Annotated in this window: 15 protein-coding genes; 6 read left to right on the top strand and 9 right to left on the bottom strand. The window is 64.3% G+C overall.

The window, feature by feature from the left end; translation table 11 throughout:
* Nucleotides 1-49 precede the first annotated feature (49 nt).
* The 6 genes from raiA to EDF57_RS14930 are packed head-to-tail and all read right to left on the bottom strand — an operon-like array spanning nt 50 to nt 4280.
* On the bottom strand, nt 50-619 hold the full coding sequence (raiA, locus tag EDF57_RS14955) for a ribosome-associated translation inhibitor RaiA (RefSeq protein ID WP_132264283.1): 570 nt from the start codon (nt 617-619) through the stop codon (nt 50-52).
* Nucleotides 620-643: 24 nt separating this feature from the next.
* Entirely contained in the window at nt 644-1327 is a 684-nt protein-coding gene (dnaQ, locus tag EDF57_RS14950; RefSeq protein ID WP_132264285.1) for a DNA polymerase III subunit epsilon, read from the bottom strand.
* A gap of 49 nt (nt 1328-1376) precedes the next feature.
* Entirely contained in the window at nt 1377-1982 is a 606-nt protein-coding gene (coaE, locus tag EDF57_RS14945) for a dephospho-CoA kinase (protein WP_134094831.1), read from the bottom strand.
* Entirely contained in the window at nt 1979-2836 is an 858-nt protein-coding gene (locus EDF57_RS14940) for a shikimate dehydrogenase (protein ID WP_134094830.1), read from the bottom strand. Before EDF57_RS14940 ends, coaE begins: the two co-directional genes overlap by 4 nt.
* The gene (locus EDF57_RS14935) at nt 2833-3417 is read right to left on the bottom strand and encodes a Maf family protein (RefSeq protein WP_134094829.1); all 585 of its coding nucleotides are present in this window, start codon (nt 3415-3417) and stop codon (nt 2833-2835) included. The genes EDF57_RS14940 and EDF57_RS14935 overlap by 4 nt, the downstream gene beginning before the upstream one ends.
* A gap of 17 nt (nt 3418-3434) precedes the next feature.
* On the bottom strand, nt 3435-4280 hold the full coding sequence (locus tag EDF57_RS14930) for a pyruvate, water dikinase regulatory protein (protein WP_132264292.1): 846 nt from the start codon (nt 4278-4280) through the stop codon (nt 3435-3437).
* Between the two features lie 357 nt (nt 4281-4637).
* Between EDF57_RS14930 and hemE the strand changes: the two genes are divergently transcribed.
* The 4 genes from hemE (at nt 4638) to EDF57_RS14910 (ending at nt 8598) form a co-directional block, all read left to right on the top strand.
* Entirely contained in the window at nt 4638-5663 is a 1026-nt protein-coding gene (hemE, locus tag EDF57_RS14925; RefSeq protein ID WP_134094828.1) for a uroporphyrinogen decarboxylase, read from the top strand.
* A 165-nt stretch (nt 5664-5828) separates the two neighbouring features.
* Complete coding sequence (locus EDF57_RS14920; protein ID WP_132265252.1) at nt 5829-6272, top strand: CopD family protein; 444 nt, start codon at nt 5829-5831, stop codon at nt 6270-6272.
* Nucleotides 6273-6603: 331 nt separating this feature from the next.
* Nucleotides 6604-7860 carry a transcription termination factor Rho gene (gene rho / locus EDF57_RS14915; RefSeq protein WP_132264295.1) on the top strand — a complete coding sequence of 419 codons (1257 nt, stop codon included), beginning with the start codon at nt 6604-6606 and terminating at the stop codon, nt 7858-7860.
* A gap of 63 nt (nt 7861-7923) precedes the next feature.
* Nucleotides 7924-8598 carry a TerC family protein gene (locus tag EDF57_RS14910; protein WP_132265254.1) on the top strand — a complete coding sequence of 225 codons (675 nt, stop codon included), beginning with the start codon at nt 7924-7926 and terminating at the stop codon, nt 8596-8598.
* 169 nt (nt 8599-8767) lie between these two features.
* Here the strand turns inward: EDF57_RS14910 and EDF57_RS14905 are convergent, their stop codons facing one another.
* From EDF57_RS14905 to EDF57_RS14895, 3 genes are read right to left on the bottom strand one after another with little or no spacing between them, the layout of a single operon-like run.
* Nucleotides 8768-9736: a quinone oxidoreductase gene (locus tag EDF57_RS14905; protein ID WP_208324874.1), complete on the bottom strand. Its 969-nt coding sequence runs from the start codon at nt 9734-9736 to the stop codon at nt 8768-8770.
* A gap of 25 nt (nt 9737-9761) precedes the next feature.
* Nucleotides 9762-11348: an FMN-binding glutamate synthase family protein gene (locus tag EDF57_RS14900; RefSeq protein ID WP_134094908.1), complete on the bottom strand. Its 1587-nt coding sequence runs from the start codon at nt 11346-11348 to the stop codon at nt 9762-9764.
* 4 nt (nt 11349-11352) lie between these two features.
* Complete coding sequence (locus EDF57_RS14895; protein WP_134094827.1) at nt 11353-12048, bottom strand: dienelactone hydrolase family protein; 696 nt, start codon at nt 12046-12048, stop codon at nt 11353-11355.
* A 135-nt stretch (nt 12049-12183) separates the two neighbouring features.
* On the opposite strand from EDF57_RS14895, the gene EDF57_RS14890 reads away from it, so the two are divergent.
* Nucleotides 12184-12456, top strand: coding sequence for a DUF6489 family protein (locus EDF57_RS14890; RefSeq protein WP_134094826.1), 273 nt, complete (start codon nt 12184-12186; stop codon nt 12454-12456).
* Between the two features lie 84 nt (nt 12457-12540).
* Nucleotides 12541-13818 (top strand): tRNA uridine-5-carboxymethylaminomethyl(34) synthesis GTPase MnmE, encoded by a 1278-nt coding sequence (gene mnmE / locus EDF57_RS14885; RefSeq protein WP_134094907.1) that lies wholly within the window; start codon nt 12541-12543, stop codon nt 13816-13818.
* Nucleotides 13819-13873 lie beyond the last annotated feature (55 nt).

The raw sequence follows: 13873 nt of genomic DNA, 5'->3' as shown, positions 1-13873 counted from the left end.
TTGTCCTTCGAAAAGAAGTATAGACGCCTATTCGGCGCTACGGTCGGCGTCAGTGCGGCTCGACCCAGCCAATCGAACCGTCGCCGCGGCGGTAAACCATATTATGGCGCCCCGTGCCAGCGTTTTTGAACAGCAGCGCCGTGGTGTTGCGCAAGTCGAGCATCATGACCGCGTCCGAAACGGTGGCCTCGGGAACGTCCACACGGGTTTCCGCAATCACGACAGGTGCGTCGATTTCCTGCTCTTCTTCCTGCTCGTTCGCGCGTTCTTCGAAGATCGTGTAGGCGGCTTCTTCCACTGCGACGGCATGAGCCGACTGTTCGTGGCGATCCTTGATCCGGCGCTTGTAACGGCGCAGCTGCTTGTCGATCTTTTCGGCGGCCTGGTCGCAGGCGATATGGGCGTCCTGTGCCATGCCGGTGCCCTTCAGCACCAGGTTCTGCATCACATGCATCACGATATCGCAGCGGAAAGCGCCGGCCGGGGCGCGTCCGAAGGTGACCTGGGACGACAGCGCTCGGCTGAAGTACTTGTCTATGATCGCCGTCAGTCGCTCGCTGGCGTGGTTCTGGAGGGCTTCACCGGTGTCGACCTGATGGCCGGAAACGCGGATGTCCATGGGCGATTACTCCTCTGCTGTGAATCAGGCGCCCCAGAGCGGGGCATCGACCGACTTGAGAAACTCTGCGTGAACAAGAAGTTCCTCGTCGGTAGCCGCGTGGGGACGCGGCTGACGAAACGGGCGATCCTTTCGAATGAGAATGCGCGCCTCCGTCGTGATTTCGGCGGTTTCCGCGAGAAGCTCCAGGCCGATCTGGCGACCGCCCCTCAGCTCCACATAGACCTGCGCGAGCAGCTCGGCGTCTAGCAAGGCGCCGTGCTTGGTACGATGACTTCGATCAATTCCGTAGCGCGTGCAAAGCGCGTCCAGAGACAGCTTGGCGCCGGGATGCCGCACTTTGGCGAGCGCCACGGTATCGACCATCCGCGTCAGGCAGACTTCGGCAAAGCCGCACTTGGCGAGTTCGAAATTGATGAAGTTGAAGTCGAACCCCGCATTGTGCGCGATCATCGGCGCGTCGCCGATGAAGTCCACGAAGGCCTGGGCGCAGCTGCCGAACAGGGGCTTGTCGGCCAGGAAGGCATCGGACAGGCCGTGCACCGCTTCGGCTTCAGCGGGCATCGTGCGTTCGGGGTTGAAATAGGCGTGGTAGGTTTGGCCGGTGGGCACCCGGTTGACCATCTCGATGCAGCCGATCTCCACCATCCGGTCCCCGTTCCTGGGGTCGAAACCTGTAGTCTCGGTGTCGAAGATGATCTCTCTCATCCCTCTCCATATCTGCCTGCCCGGCCCACTTCGCAAGGCCCTGAGGCGATTATTCTGACCCGGCCAGCGCATCCACGATGCGGCCCACCTGCCGGCGGGTTTCCTCCAGTGTGGTCCCGGTATCGATGACGAAATCGGCGCGCGCGCGCTTTTCCGCGTCCGGAACCTGAAGGGTCAGTATCTGCTGGAATTTCTCCGCCGTCATGCCCGGCCGCGCGAGCACGCGGGCACGCTGGGCCTCTGCCGGAGCCGAGACCACAACCACCCCGTTAAGCCCGCGATCGCCCGTTTTTTCGTAAAGCAGGGGTATGTCGAAAACGACCAGCGGCGCGCGGCCATGCGTCGCCATGAATCGGCGCCGCGCCTCCGCGACGGCGGGGTGGACGATGCCCTCGAGTCGCGCCAGTTCCGCCTTGTCTCCGAACACGGCCGCGCCCAGCTTCTGACGAATGACCCCCTCAGGGCCGGTGGTGCCCGGAAAGGCCGCCTCGATCGCCGCGACCAGCAACCCGCCCGGGCCCTGCAATTCGTGAACGGCGGCATCCGCATCGAAGACCGGCACGCCGAGAGCGCGGAACATCCCGGCCACGGTGGACTTGCCCATGCCGATCGAGCCGGTGAGGCCCAGGATCTTCGGGGCCGCGGCGCGATTCATGCCAGAAGCCGCGCGCGCAGTTCCTCGTCATGCTCGCGAGGCGGCTTCACCCCGAAGAAACGCGTGAAGGCGACGTCGGCTTGGCCGATCAGCATCGCCAGGCCGTCGACCGTTTCCAGTCCCGCTTTGCGGGCATCCTGAAGGAACGGCGTCTCCAGCGGACTGGTGACGATGTCATAGGCCACGCTGCGCGGCGGCGCATGGCTGAAATCGAAGGCGAGGGGCGGCTGCCCGGCCATGCCCAGCGGACTCGCATTGACGATGATGTCGAGGCATTGCTCGCGGTCGTCGAAGGCGAAGTCGGTGGGATCGGCGAAATGCGCCAGGTCGATGGCGTGATGGTCCTTTTGCACGGTCAACTCGTCCAGCATGGCCCGCGCCTTGGCGGCATCGCGCCCGGCCAGCACGATCACGAAGCCGCGCTCCGCCAGGGCCGCGACGATCGCCCGCGCAGCGCCGCCGGTACCCAGCACGCGCGCCATACGGAACAAGTGAGTCTGGTCGAGCAAGGGCTGCAGCGGCTCCAGAAAGCCCGGAGCGTCGGTGTTGTAGCCCGTCAGCGAGCCATCCGCCTCGCGCACCACCGTGTTCACGGCGCCGATCCTGGCCGCCAGCGGATCCAGCCTGTCGAGCAGGGGCACGATCGCCAGCTTGTGCGGCATCGTGACGTTGCAACCCCGCCAGGCGGCATCGCCGCGGCGTTCGTCGAGATAGCCGGCCAGGCCTTCGACCGGAACGAGATGCCGATCGTAGCGACCCTCAAGGTCGAGCTTCTCCAGCCAGAATCCGTGAATCACCGGGGACCTGGATTGTCCGATCGGATCGCCGATCACTTCGGCATGAGGCAGAGTCATTGCGCGATTTCTCCGAGACGGCGCAGCGCCGCCTGCACTTTGAGCAGGGGCATGCCGAGAATGGTGAAATAGTCGCCGTCGATCTTCTCGAACAGCTGCACGCCCCGGGCTTCGATACGAAAAACGCCCACGCAGCCTGCCACTTCGGGCCATTCGGCATCGAGATAATCGGCAATGAATGCTTCGGAAAGCGTCGTGACATGGAGCGAGGCCACGGCGTCTTCGGCCCAGAGGACCTCGCCGTCGCGCACCAGGGCGGCGGCGCTGTGGAGATTCATCGCCTTGCCGGAGAAGAAGCGCAGATGTTCGGCGGCAGCCTCGCGATCGGCGGGCTTGTCGAAACGGCGGCCAGCGCACTCGACCAGCGAGTCACTGCCGAGCACCAGCTCTCCAGGCGCCTGATCGGATACCGCCAGCGCCTTGGCCCGCGCCAGTTGCAGGGCGATCTCGGCGGGCGGCCTGCCGGAAAGCCCCGCCTCGATGGCGCGCTCGTCGACGTGCGCGGGCTGCGCGCGAAACGGAATGGCTGCGGCTTCGAGCATGGCGCGCCGCGACGCGCTTTGAGATGCCAGGACGATCATGTCGATTTCCCGTGAAGTCAGATCGGCTTGGGGCCGACCGGACCTTGCGTCCCTTCGGCCTTGCGCTCGTTATAGAGATTGATGATCGCCGCGGCCGTTTCCTCGATCGAGCGACGCGTCACGTCGATCACCGGCCAGGAATTGTCCGCGAACATGCGGCGCGCGTATTTCAACTCGTTCTCCACCCTATCGGACTTCACGTAATCGGTATCCGGCGACTGGCTGAGGGAGAGCAGACGGTTTCGGCGAATCTGAATCAGGCGCTCCGGCGCGGTGGTCAGGCCCACGACCAGCGGTCGCTTGAGGCCGAACAGCAGCGGCGGGGGCGGGCTCTCCACCACGATGGGGATGTTCGCCACTTTGTACCCGCGGTTGGCGAGGTAGATCGATGTCGGCGTCTTGCTGGTGCGCGAGACTCCCGCCAGGACGATATCGGACTCTTCCCAGTCCTCCCAGGCAATGCCGTCGTCATGAGCGATAGTGAACTGAATCGCATCGACGCGCGCGAAATAGGCGTCGTCCAGGCGGTGCTGCCGGCCCGGACGCCCCTTGGCCTCCTGGCCGAGCAAGGCTTCCAGGGCATCGGTGACACCGTCGAGCACGGCAATCGCCGGCAGCCCGAGCTGCTGGCAGCGCTCTTCCAGCCTGCCGCGCGTTTCCTCGTTCACGAGAGTGAAGAAGACGAGTCCGGGATTGGCGGCGATTTCGCCCATGATCCGGTCGAGGTGCTGCTGGGATCGCACCATCGGCCAGAAGTGCCGCAGGACGTCTGAATCGTCGAACTGGGCGAGGGCGGCCTTGGCTATCATTTCCAGCGTTTCGCCAGTGGAATCCGAGAGCAGGTGGAGATGAAATCGCGCCATTCGAGGCTTTTCCAGAGTCTTTCGCGAGGGAGCCGCCAGACCTCCCGGCGGCTTGTGGATATGTCCCGGCATAAACCACGGGACTAGTCCGGTGACAACTCGGATCCCGGTTTTCCTCCCCGTTGAACCGATTCAATCTCTAGAGTCGTAAACATGATTCAATTCGCGCCCACACCCTGTGGGTAACCGGGATAAAGAGTCTTTGACTCAGACTCCGTGGAGAGTCGCCGCGCAGATTTGAACCTGTTCACCGTGGAATAATTCGGGCAAGATTCAATCGTCCCCGATATCCACAGGACCAACAGACTCCATCATCCTTCTAAGAATCTTTATTTTTTTGATCGGACCTGAATCTCGATGCCTGGCCTCCTTCTCGAAAACCTGCGCGGAACGAACACGAGCAAGCGCCCGGTCTGGCTGATGCGCCAGGCCGGAAGATACCTTCCCGAATACCGTGCCCTGCGCGCCGAAAAGGGCGGATTCCTGGCCCTCGTCTACGATACCGACGCAGCCGCCGAGATCACCCTGCAGCCGATCCGCCGCTTCGGATTCGACGGCGCGATCCTGTTCTCGGACATCCTGATCGTGCCTTACGCCATGGGGCAGGACCTCCAGTTCCTGGCCGGCGAAGGTCCGCGGCTGACTCCGCGCCTGGTCGACAGCGCGCTGGAGAGTCTCTTTGCCGTGCCTGATCGCCTCTCCCCGATCTACGAAACCGTGCGCAAGGTTCGCGCCGCACTCGATGCCGACAAGACGATGCTGGGCTTTGCAGGAAGCCCCTGGACGGTCGCCACGTACATGTGTGCAGGCGAGGGCAGCCGGGATCAGCATGAGACCCGCGCCATGGCCTATCGCGACCCTACGGCGTTCCAGGCGATCATCCAGGCTATCGTGGGGGTGACTGTCGACTACCTCAGCGGCCAGATCGAAGCCGGTGCGGAAGCCGTCCAGCTTTTCGATTCATGGGCAGGGTCGCTCTCTCCCGCTCAGTTCGAGCGCTGGGTCATTGCTCCCAATGCGCAGATCGTCGCTGCGGTGAAAGCGCGCCATCCCGAGACTCCGATCATCGGATTCCCAAAGGGGGCCGGCGAAAAACTGGCATCCTATGCCCGCGAGACCGGTGTCGACGCGGTCGGAATCGACGAGACCATCGACCCGATCTGGGCGGCGCGGGAATTGCCGGCGGGCCTGCCGGTGCAGGGGAATCTCGATCCGCTGCTGCTGCTTTCGGGCGGTGAGGACCTCGAGAGTCAGGTCCACCGCGTGCTCGATGCCTTTGCCGACCGGCCACACGTCTTCAATCTCGGCCACGGAATCGGCCAGTTCACGCCGATCGAGAACGTGGAGAAGCTACTCGGCATCGTCCGGAACTGGTCGCGATAGGCCCATTCCGGCGGCGGCCCTCAACAGGCATCCCTCCCGCACCCTGCCCAGCGATCGACCGCCCGGAAGCGGATTAATCGGCTGATTCACGGACGGAATCGTCTTGCCCGAAGCAGGGCAAGAGTGCAGGAGGGCCGCCCCGGAACCATCAGACTCGTGGGACTCATGCAGGAAGTGCTTTCCATGCTCTATCTCTGGCTCAAGGCCGGACATGTCATCTTCGTGATCTTCTGGATGGCCGGGCTGTTCATGCTCCCGCGCTATTTCGTCTATCACCAGGAAGCGGAGCCGGGCTCGGCAGAGGAAGCACGCTGGATCGATCGCGAAGCCAAGCTGCGCAAGATCATCCTGACGCCTTCGCTGATCCTCGTCTGGGTGCTGGGCATCGCCACCGCCACTGCCATGGGCGCGTGGGACCAGGGCTGGCTTCACGCCAAGCTGCTCTTCGTCCTGGGCCTCTCGGGCTATCATGGCTGGCTGGTAGGCTACGGCAAGAAGCTGGCGCGCGGCGAGCGTCCGCTGACCGGCCGAAAGCTGCGCCTGCTGAACGAGATTCCGGGGCTGGCCGCCGCCGTGATCGTGATCCTGGTGGTCGTGAAGCCGTTCTGAATCGGTTCTAATCCCACACCGCGGCCTTGTTTCGGGCCCGCGCCACCGACAGCGACCGGTCCGCAGAGAAGCGACTCAAGAAACCTCTGCGCTCCCCCGTTACGATCCAGGGGACTCGAACGGCTTCATTCGCCGCCGCGTTGAGGCCCGATCCATTCGGCCCGCCCACACGCCGCTTGGCGGATTGACTCGTTGACCGAGGCCCGGCGAACGCTTATCTGGGCCCTGTTCCGGCATAGGGCGGCGAGCCCATTCTCCTGCCCGGATCCGCTTTCCCCAAGCCCTTCGATCCCGCCGGCCGACACACCATTTCCATCCGGAATCCAGACAAATGCATCTTAAAGAACTCAAGAAGAAATCATCGGCCGAACTGGTCGAAATGGCTGAGGAACTGGGCGTTGAAGGCGCTTCGACGCTGCGCCGCCAGGACCTCATGTTCGCCATTCTCAAGGAAGTGGCCGAGGACGGCGAGGAAATCATCGGGCAGGGCACCATCGAAGTGCTCACTGACGGTTTCGGCTTCCTGCGCAGCCCCGAGGCGAACTACCTCGCCGGACCCGATGACATCTACGTTTCGCCGAACCAGGTCCGCAAATGGGGCCTGCGCACGGGCGATACCGTCGAAGGCGAAATCCGCGCCCCCAAGGACGGGGAGCGCTACTTCGCCATCACCAAGCTCATCAGCGTCAACTTCGACGATCCGGACGTGGTGCGCCACCGCGTCAACTTCGACAACCTGACGCCGCTTTATCCCGATCAGCGCCTGAAGCTCGATTGCCTGGACCCCACGGTCAAGGACAAGTCGGCCCGCGTGATCGATCTCATCTCGCCGCAGGGCAAGGGCCAGCGCGCCCTGATCGTGGCGCCGCCGCGCACGGGTAAGACCGTGCTGCTGCAGAACATGGCCAAGGCCATCACTGACAACCATCCGGAAGTCTTCCTGCTGGTGCTGCTCGTCGACGAGCGCCCCGAGGAAGTCACCGACATGCAGCGTTCGGTGAAGGGCGAGGTCATCTCCTCCACCTTCGACGAACCCGCCCAGCGCCACGTCCAGGTCGCCGAAATGGTGATCGAGAAGGCCAAGCGCCTGGTCGAGCACAAGCGTGACGTGGTGATCCTGCTGGACTCGATCACCCGTCTCGGCCGCGCCTACAACACCGTGGTGCCTTCGTCGGGCAAGGTGCTGACCGGCGGTGTGGACGCCAACGCCCTGCAGCGCCCCAAGCGCTTCTTCGGCGCCGCGCGCAACATCGAGGAGGGCGGTTCGCTCTCCATCATCGCCACCGCGCTGATCGATACCGGCAGCCGCATGGACGAAGTCATCTTCGAAGAGTTCAAGGGCACCGGTAACTCGGAAATTGTCCTGGACCGCAAGGTGGCGGACAAGCGCATCTTCCCGGCGCTGGACGTCGGCAAGTCCGGCACCCGCAAGGAAGAGCTGCTGGTTCCCAAGGATCAGCTCACCAAGATGTGGGTCCTTCGCCGTATCCTCATGCAGATGGGCACCGTCGACGCGATGGAGTTCCTGCTCGACAAGATGAAGGACTCGAAGACAAACGAGGACTTCTTCTCGACGATGAATCAGTAAAGGGGAGCTTGGGAGACTTTGGGGGGCTTGAGCATCCTTCAGACACTGGTGGCGACGTCCTCCATGGGCGGTCCGGCAGAGATCTGGCAGCACATCGTCAACGACTTCTCGAACCTGGGGACGCCGGCCGCTTTTTCGGCGTTCCTCCAGGTCCTGATGATCGACGTGGTGCTGGCGGGCGACAACGCCATTGTCGTGGGTGCCCTGGCCGCCGGTCTCCCGGCCGACCAGCGCAAGAAGGTCATCGCCCTGGGCGTGATCGCCGCGCTGGTCATGCGCATCGGCTTCGCGCTGATCGTCACCTGGCTGCTCGGCATCGTCGGGCTGGTGTTCGCGGGTGGATTGCTGCTGCTGTGGGTGGCGTGGAAGATGTACCGCGAGATCCACGGCGGCAATCATCCCGGCTCGCCCGAGATCGAGGGTGACGAAAACTCCGGCGTGCGCCCTGCCAAGAGCTTTGCCGGAGCGGCCATCTCGGTTGCGGTGGCGGATATCTCGATGTCGATCGACAACGTGCTCGGCGTCGCCGGCGCGGCGCGCGATCATCCCGGCATCCTCATCGTGGGTCTCGTCTTCGCCGTGGCGCTCATGGGCGTGGCCGCGAACTTCATCGCCCGGTACATCGAGCGTTATCGCTGGATCGCCTGGGTGGGGCTGGCCGTCATCCTCTACGTGGCGGTGAAGATGATCTACGAGGGCTGGGTGGATCCGCAGCTCGGGATCGTGACCCTGATCTGATACGATCGAGCGTGAAACGGAAAAGGACCCGGAGGCTTCGGCCTTCCGGGTCCTTTTCCGTTCTGGGGCATTGAATGCGCCGCCCGGTTCCTTGCCACCTTGGGGTGATCGTCGAGAAACCTGCGGAAGGGTTGGGCTTTGTGTGCCCAGGATCGGCCGTGGAGCCTTGTCAGGGCACCAGGATGGTGGAACCGGTAGTTGCCCTCGATTCCAGCGCGCGATGCGCTTCTGCGGCCTCTTCCAGGCGGAACGTCTGCCCGATGTGCGGCTTCAGGATTCCTTTGGCGATGCGGTCGAACAGCTTCTTCGCGCTGATCGCCAGCTGTTCCGGCGTGGCGACGTAATCGGCCAGAGTCGGGCGCGTGAGATAGATCGATCCGGCCTTCATAAGCTCCAGCGGCGTGATCGGGGGTACCGGGCCCGAGGCATTGCCGTAAGTCACCATGAAGCCGCGTTTGCGCAGTGACGCGAGCGAGGCCGTCCACGATGCCGCGCCGACGCCGTCATAAACGACATGGCACATCTCGCCCCGGGTGATGTCCCGTACGGCTTCCGGCAGTTCCGCGAAGGGGCAGTGGAGCACATGTTCGCCCGGCACTTGCGCCGCCTTCTCGGCGCTGCCGGTGTGGGCGATGACGGTGACGCCGCGGTCGAGCAGCCAGGGGACCAGCAGCGAACCGACTCCGCCCGCCGCGGAATGCACCAGGGCGACGTGGCCCTTGTCGGCCGCGAAAGTGTCCTCTGCCAGATAGCAGGCGGTCAGGCCCTTGAGCATGACGGCGGCCGCGATCTCGGGAGCGATCGCCTCGGGGATGCGCATCGCCTGCGCGGCCTTGATCAGGCGGTGGCTGGCATAAGCACCACCCGCATGAGTCGTGCCCACGCGTTCTCCGATGGAGAAACCAGAAACGCCGTCACCCAGCGCGATGATCCGGCCGACGCTTTCGGAGCCCAGCTTGATCGGCAGCGGATCGGCGTAAAGACCTTTGCGGTAGTACGTATCGATGAAGTTGAGCCCCACCGCCTCGGTTTCGATCAGCACTTCGCCGGGGCCGGGGGAGGGAACGTCGAAATCTTCCCGCTCGATCACTTCGGGACCGCCGTGCGTGCGGGCGATCATCCTGTATCCGGTGGTCATGTCATCAGGTCCTTGAAGATGGCGATCAGAAGATTCTTCTGAACGTGTCCGCGCGCGAAACGCGCCAGGCGCGGGCGTACGGGGTGGATTCGGGGTCGGCGAGCAGTTCGCCCGGGTTGAGGAAGCGATAGACCTCGTCGAGCGGCCCCGCCTTGGCGCTGTCTATGCGCTGATACATGTCGTGCTGGCTGAGGCCCCAGGGGTCGTCGTAGCCCATGGCCACCACGATCTCGCGCAGGGACTTCAGGGTCTCGCTCTGGAAACGCATGACTCGCTCTGCCTTGTCCTCGACCACGAGGCCGCGCTGGCGCCAGGCAACCTGGGTGGCCACGCCGGTCGGGCATTCGCCGGTGTGGCACTTCATCGATTGGACGCAGCCCAGCGAGAACATGAATGCCCGCGCGGCATTGCACCAGTCCGCGCCGAGGGCAAAGGCACGGGCCATGCCGGCGCCGGAGTGAATCTTCCCCGAGGCGCCGAGCCGCACCCGGTGCTTGAGGTTCGCGCCGACCAGGGCGTTGCGCATCAGGGTCAGGCCTTCGCGCATTGGCATGCCGACATTGTCGGTCAATTCCTGCGGGGCTGCACCCGTGCCGCCCTCGGCGCCGTCGACGACGATGAAATCCGGGGTGATGCCGGTTTCCAGCATCGCCTTGATAAGCGCCATGACTTCATGGGGCTGCCCCACGCACAGCTTCATGCCCGCGGGCTTGCCGCCGGAAAGTTCGCGCAGCTGCTCCAGCCACTGGAGCAATTCGATCGGGGTGGAGAAGGCCGAATGGGCGGCGGGGGAGAGGCAGTCCTCTCCGACTTCGACCTTGCGGGCCTCGGCAATTTCGGGCGTGACCTTGGGTCCGGGAAGTACACCGCCGTGGCCGGGCTTTGCGCCCTGACTCAGCTTGATCTCCACCATCTTGACCTGATCGTCCTGCGCCTGCCGCGCGAAGAGTTCGGGATCGAAGCTGCCGTCCTTGTGGCGACAGCCGAAATACCCGCTGCCGAGTTCCCAGATCAGGTCACCGCCATAAGTCCGATGGTAGCGGCTGATCGAACCCTCGCCGGTGTCATGCGCGAAGCCGCCCATGGCCGCGCCCTTGTTCAGGGCTTCGATGGCATTGGCCGAAAGCGAGCCGAAGCTCATGGCGGAAATGTTGAGCAGGGCGCTTTCATAGGGCTTGGCGCATTGGTCTCCGCCGATCCTCACGCGCCAGGATTCAGGGGCTTTCTCGTTGGGGGCGATGGAGTGGCCGAGCCATTCGTATTCTTCCGAATAGACATCCAGTTCGGTGCCCATCGGGTGAGACGAGACATCGCCCTTGGCCCGGGCATAGACCAGGCCGCGCTCCTCGATGGTGAAGGGCCGGCCTTCGCGGTCGCCTTCCACCAGATAGGCCCGCAAGTAAGGGCGCAAGTCTTCGAAGAGCCATCGGACCCGCGCGATCAGCGGGTAGTTCCGCCGCAAGGCATGCCGGTTCTGCAGGAAGTCCCAGACGGTCAACAGCAGCACCGGCACCATCAGGATCAGCGCCCAGCGCCACGATGGAACCAGCCAGCAGGCGGCCGTGAGGATCACGACCGCAAGCGGCACGGCGTAGCGCGGGGCAACCGTCATCGGCTTAGCCGACATGCTCCGCGAAGAACGCCTCGGTTCGGCCGTCCGCCAGTTCCGCGCCGGCCTCGTCGCGGCGTGCACCGATCTCGGCGGCGAAGCCATGGTCGAGGCCCTCGTAGTCCCACAAGGTGACGCGGGGATGGTCGTCGAGACCGTCGTGGATGGCCTTCTGCGCGGCCGCGTCCACGAAGTGGTCGGCCACCGGGATGTGCAGCATGAGCGGGCGGGCGATGGCGTGCTTTTCGCCCAGCATCTGGTCGATCATCACACCGTAGTAGCCCACCGAGGCATCGATGTCGGTGCGCGCCGCCACCATGTAGGCGATACGGCCGCCCATGCAGAATCCGACGAGGCCGACTTTCGGCACGCCTTCCTCGCGGCGGATCCAGTGGATCACCGCTTCGATGTCGCGAATGCCAAGATCGAAATCGTGCGCAGACATGTGGCCGATGGCCTGCTTGAATTCTTCCTCGACATAGGGGCTGAGTTCGATGCCGGGCTTCTGGCGCCAGAAGCTGTCGGGCGCGACGGCGAGGTAGCCCTTGGCGGCCCAGCCATCGGCCTTGCGGCGAATACCGGCATCGACGCCGAAGATCTCCTGCTGGACGATGATGGCGCCGCGCGGGGTGCCTTCGGGGCGGGCGACATAGGCCGGGATCATGCCGTCACCGTCGAGAGTCGGGATTTCGATATTGGTCATGGGTGTCTCCTGCGGAAGAGGGGCCTGGCAGCCTTTTGGCCCGGTCAGACGTTGCCGGGAGGTTAGGCACGAGCGATGGACTTTGCCAACGCCATGTGTCAGGCAGGATGCAGAAATTCCAGATGGGAGGCCGTGATGAAGGTCAATGTCGAGGTCGAATGCTCGCCTGAAGAGGCAAGGCGGTTCCTCGGTCTGCCTGACGTCACCAAGGCGAACGACGTCTATGTCGATGCGCTGGCCAAGGCGATGCAGGGCGTCGGCAATTTCGACCAGCTTCAGGAGCTGACCAAGCAGGTCGCCCCCATGGGCCAATACGGTCTCAAGCTGTTCCAGCAATTGATGGAAAGCGGCGCGGCCATGGCCATGAGCGGCGCTACCGGCAGCACCAAGCCCAAGAAGACCGACTGAGCGATCGCAGCCGAGGGCGTATGATGCTGGGCGGGGTTCACCTCTCGCCCGCGCTCCTGTAGCGCGTTGCTCATGCCTCAAGACATTCAAGACACGATATTCGCGCTCTCCAGCGGCGCGCCACCGGCTGCCATCGGCGTCGTCCGCATCAGCGGGCCGCGCGCCGGAGCGGCACTGGAAGCCTTGAGCGGATCGCTGCCGCAGCCCCGCCGTGCCAGCTATCGTCCCTTGCGCGACTGGGCCGGGGCGGTTCTCGACCAGGCGCTCGTTCTCTGGTTTCCGGGGCCTCGCACGGCAACGGGAGAGGATCTGGCCGAACTCCATCTGCATGGGGGAAGGGCCGTGGTTTCGGCCGTGGAGACGGCTCTTGCGGAGATTCCCGGCTTGCGCCGCGCCGTGCCGGGCGAATTCACACGGCGTGCCTTTGCCAATGGTCGGATCGATCTGGCCGAAGCGGAAGGGCTGGCCGATCTGCTTTCGGCAGAGACCGAACTGCAGCGCCGCTCCGCACTCGCCATGGCTGGCGGCGCTTTCTCGCGGCAGGTGGAGCTATGGCGTGACGATGTGCTCAGGGCATCGGCTTCCGTAGAAGCCGTGCTCGACTTTGGCGACGAAGACGACGTGTCCGATCTGCCGGCCGACTTCATTCAGCGCCTCGAAGGTCTCCGCGGCGAACTTCTGGCATGGATGTCCCGGCCGCGCGCGGAAGCGCTGCGTGAAGGCTTTCGCGTCGTCCTTGCCGGACCGCCCAATGCAGGGAAGAGCACGCTCTTCAATGCGCTGGTGGAAGACGAAGCCGCCATCACCTCGCCGCTGGCCGGAACGACGCGTGACGTCCTGACCCGCGCCGTGTCCCTCGGCGGCATACCTTTCCTGTTCGGGGACACCGCAGGTCTTCGCGATGAGACCGGCGATGAGATCGAGGCCATCGGCATTTCGCGCGCTCTGGCAGCGTTGGACAAAGCCGACCTCGTGCTCTGGCTGGGGCCGGAAGGTAAGGGCCCTGAAGCGGCTTGGGAGATCGCGGCGCAAGAGGACTTGTTCCACGTGGAACAGAAGCAGGCACCGCGTCACCGGGTGTCCGCAGTGACAGGTGAGGGGCTGGAAGCGCTGCGGCACGACCTAGTGGCGACCGCTTCCGTTGCCATGCCGAAGCCGGGTGAGGCAGCGCTCAACCGGCGGCAGCATGCTCTGGTGGCCGAAGCGGAGCGCGCCTTGGCCATGGCGGTCCTTGAGCGCGATCCTTTGTTGGTTGCAGAGTCGCTGCGGCTGGCGCGGGTTGCCTTCGATACCCTGATAGGGCGCGCCACCACCGAAGACATGCTCGACGCGCTGTTCGGCCGTTTCTGCATCGGCAAATAGTGATGTTCCACGTGAAACACTTTCAACGACTTTGACGGGACTCGTCGCTTCGGGT

Source organism: Novosphingobium sp. PhB55 (assembly GCF_004368805.1).
Lineage (GTDB): Bacteria > Pseudomonadota > Alphaproteobacteria > Sphingomonadales > Sphingomonadaceae > Novosphingobium.
This window is presented reverse-complemented; position numbering and strand designations above follow the sequence as displayed.

What these genes read in the sequence shown, in the direction of transcription:
- EDF57_RS14895 (WP_134094827.1), bottom strand. Translation starts at nt 12,048, where the DNA reads ATGACCAATATCGAAATCCCGACTCTCGACGGTGACGGCATGATCCCG.
- EDF57_RS14920 (WP_132265252.1), top strand. Translation starts at nt 5,829, where the DNA reads ATGCAGGAAGTGCTTTCCATGCTCTATCTCTGGCTCAAGGCCGGACAT.
- EDF57_RS14890 (WP_134094826.1), top strand. Translation starts at nt 12,184, where the DNA reads ATGAAGGTCAATGTCGAGGTCGAATGCTCGCCTGAAGAGGCAAGGCGG.
- coaE (WP_134094831.1), bottom strand. Translation starts at nt 1,982, where the DNA reads ATGAATCGCGCCGCGGCCCCGAAGATCCTGGGCCTCACCGGCTCGATC.
- EDF57_RS14930 (WP_132264292.1), bottom strand. Translation starts at nt 4,280, where the DNA reads ATGGCGCGATTTCATCTCCACCTGCTCTCGGATTCCACTGGCGAAACG.
- EDF57_RS14940 (WP_134094830.1), bottom strand. Translation starts at nt 2,836, where the DNA reads ATGACTCTGCCTCATGCCGAAGTGATCGGCGATCCGATCGGACAATCC.
- rho (WP_132264295.1), top strand. Translation starts at nt 6,604, where the DNA reads ATGCATCTTAAAGAACTCAAGAAGAAATCATCGGCCGAACTGGTCGAA.
- hemE (WP_134094828.1), top strand. Translation starts at nt 4,638, where the DNA reads ATGCCTGGCCTCCTTCTCGAAAACCTGCGCGGAACGAACACGAGCAAG.
- EDF57_RS14935 (WP_134094829.1), bottom strand. Translation starts at nt 3,417, where the DNA reads ATGATCGTCCTGGCATCTCAAAGCGCGTCGCGGCGCGCCATGCTCGAA.
- raiA (WP_132264283.1), bottom strand. Translation starts at nt 619, where the DNA reads ATGGACATCCGCGTTTCCGGCCATCAGGTCGACACCGGTGAAGCCCTC.
- dnaQ (WP_132264285.1), bottom strand. Translation starts at nt 1,327, where the DNA reads ATGAGAGAGATCATCTTCGACACCGAGACTACAGGTTTCGACCCCAGG.
- EDF57_RS14905 (WP_208324874.1), bottom strand. Translation starts at nt 9,736, where the DNA reads ATGACCACCGGATACAGGATGATCGCCCGCACGCACGGCGGTCCCGAA.
- EDF57_RS14900 (WP_134094908.1), bottom strand. Translation starts at nt 11,348, where the DNA reads ATGACGGTTGCCCCGCGCTACGCCGTGCCGCTTGCGGTCGTGATCCTC.
- EDF57_RS14910 (WP_132265254.1), top strand. Translation starts at nt 7,924, where the DNA reads ATGGGCGGTCCGGCAGAGATCTGGCAGCACATCGTCAACGACTTCTCG.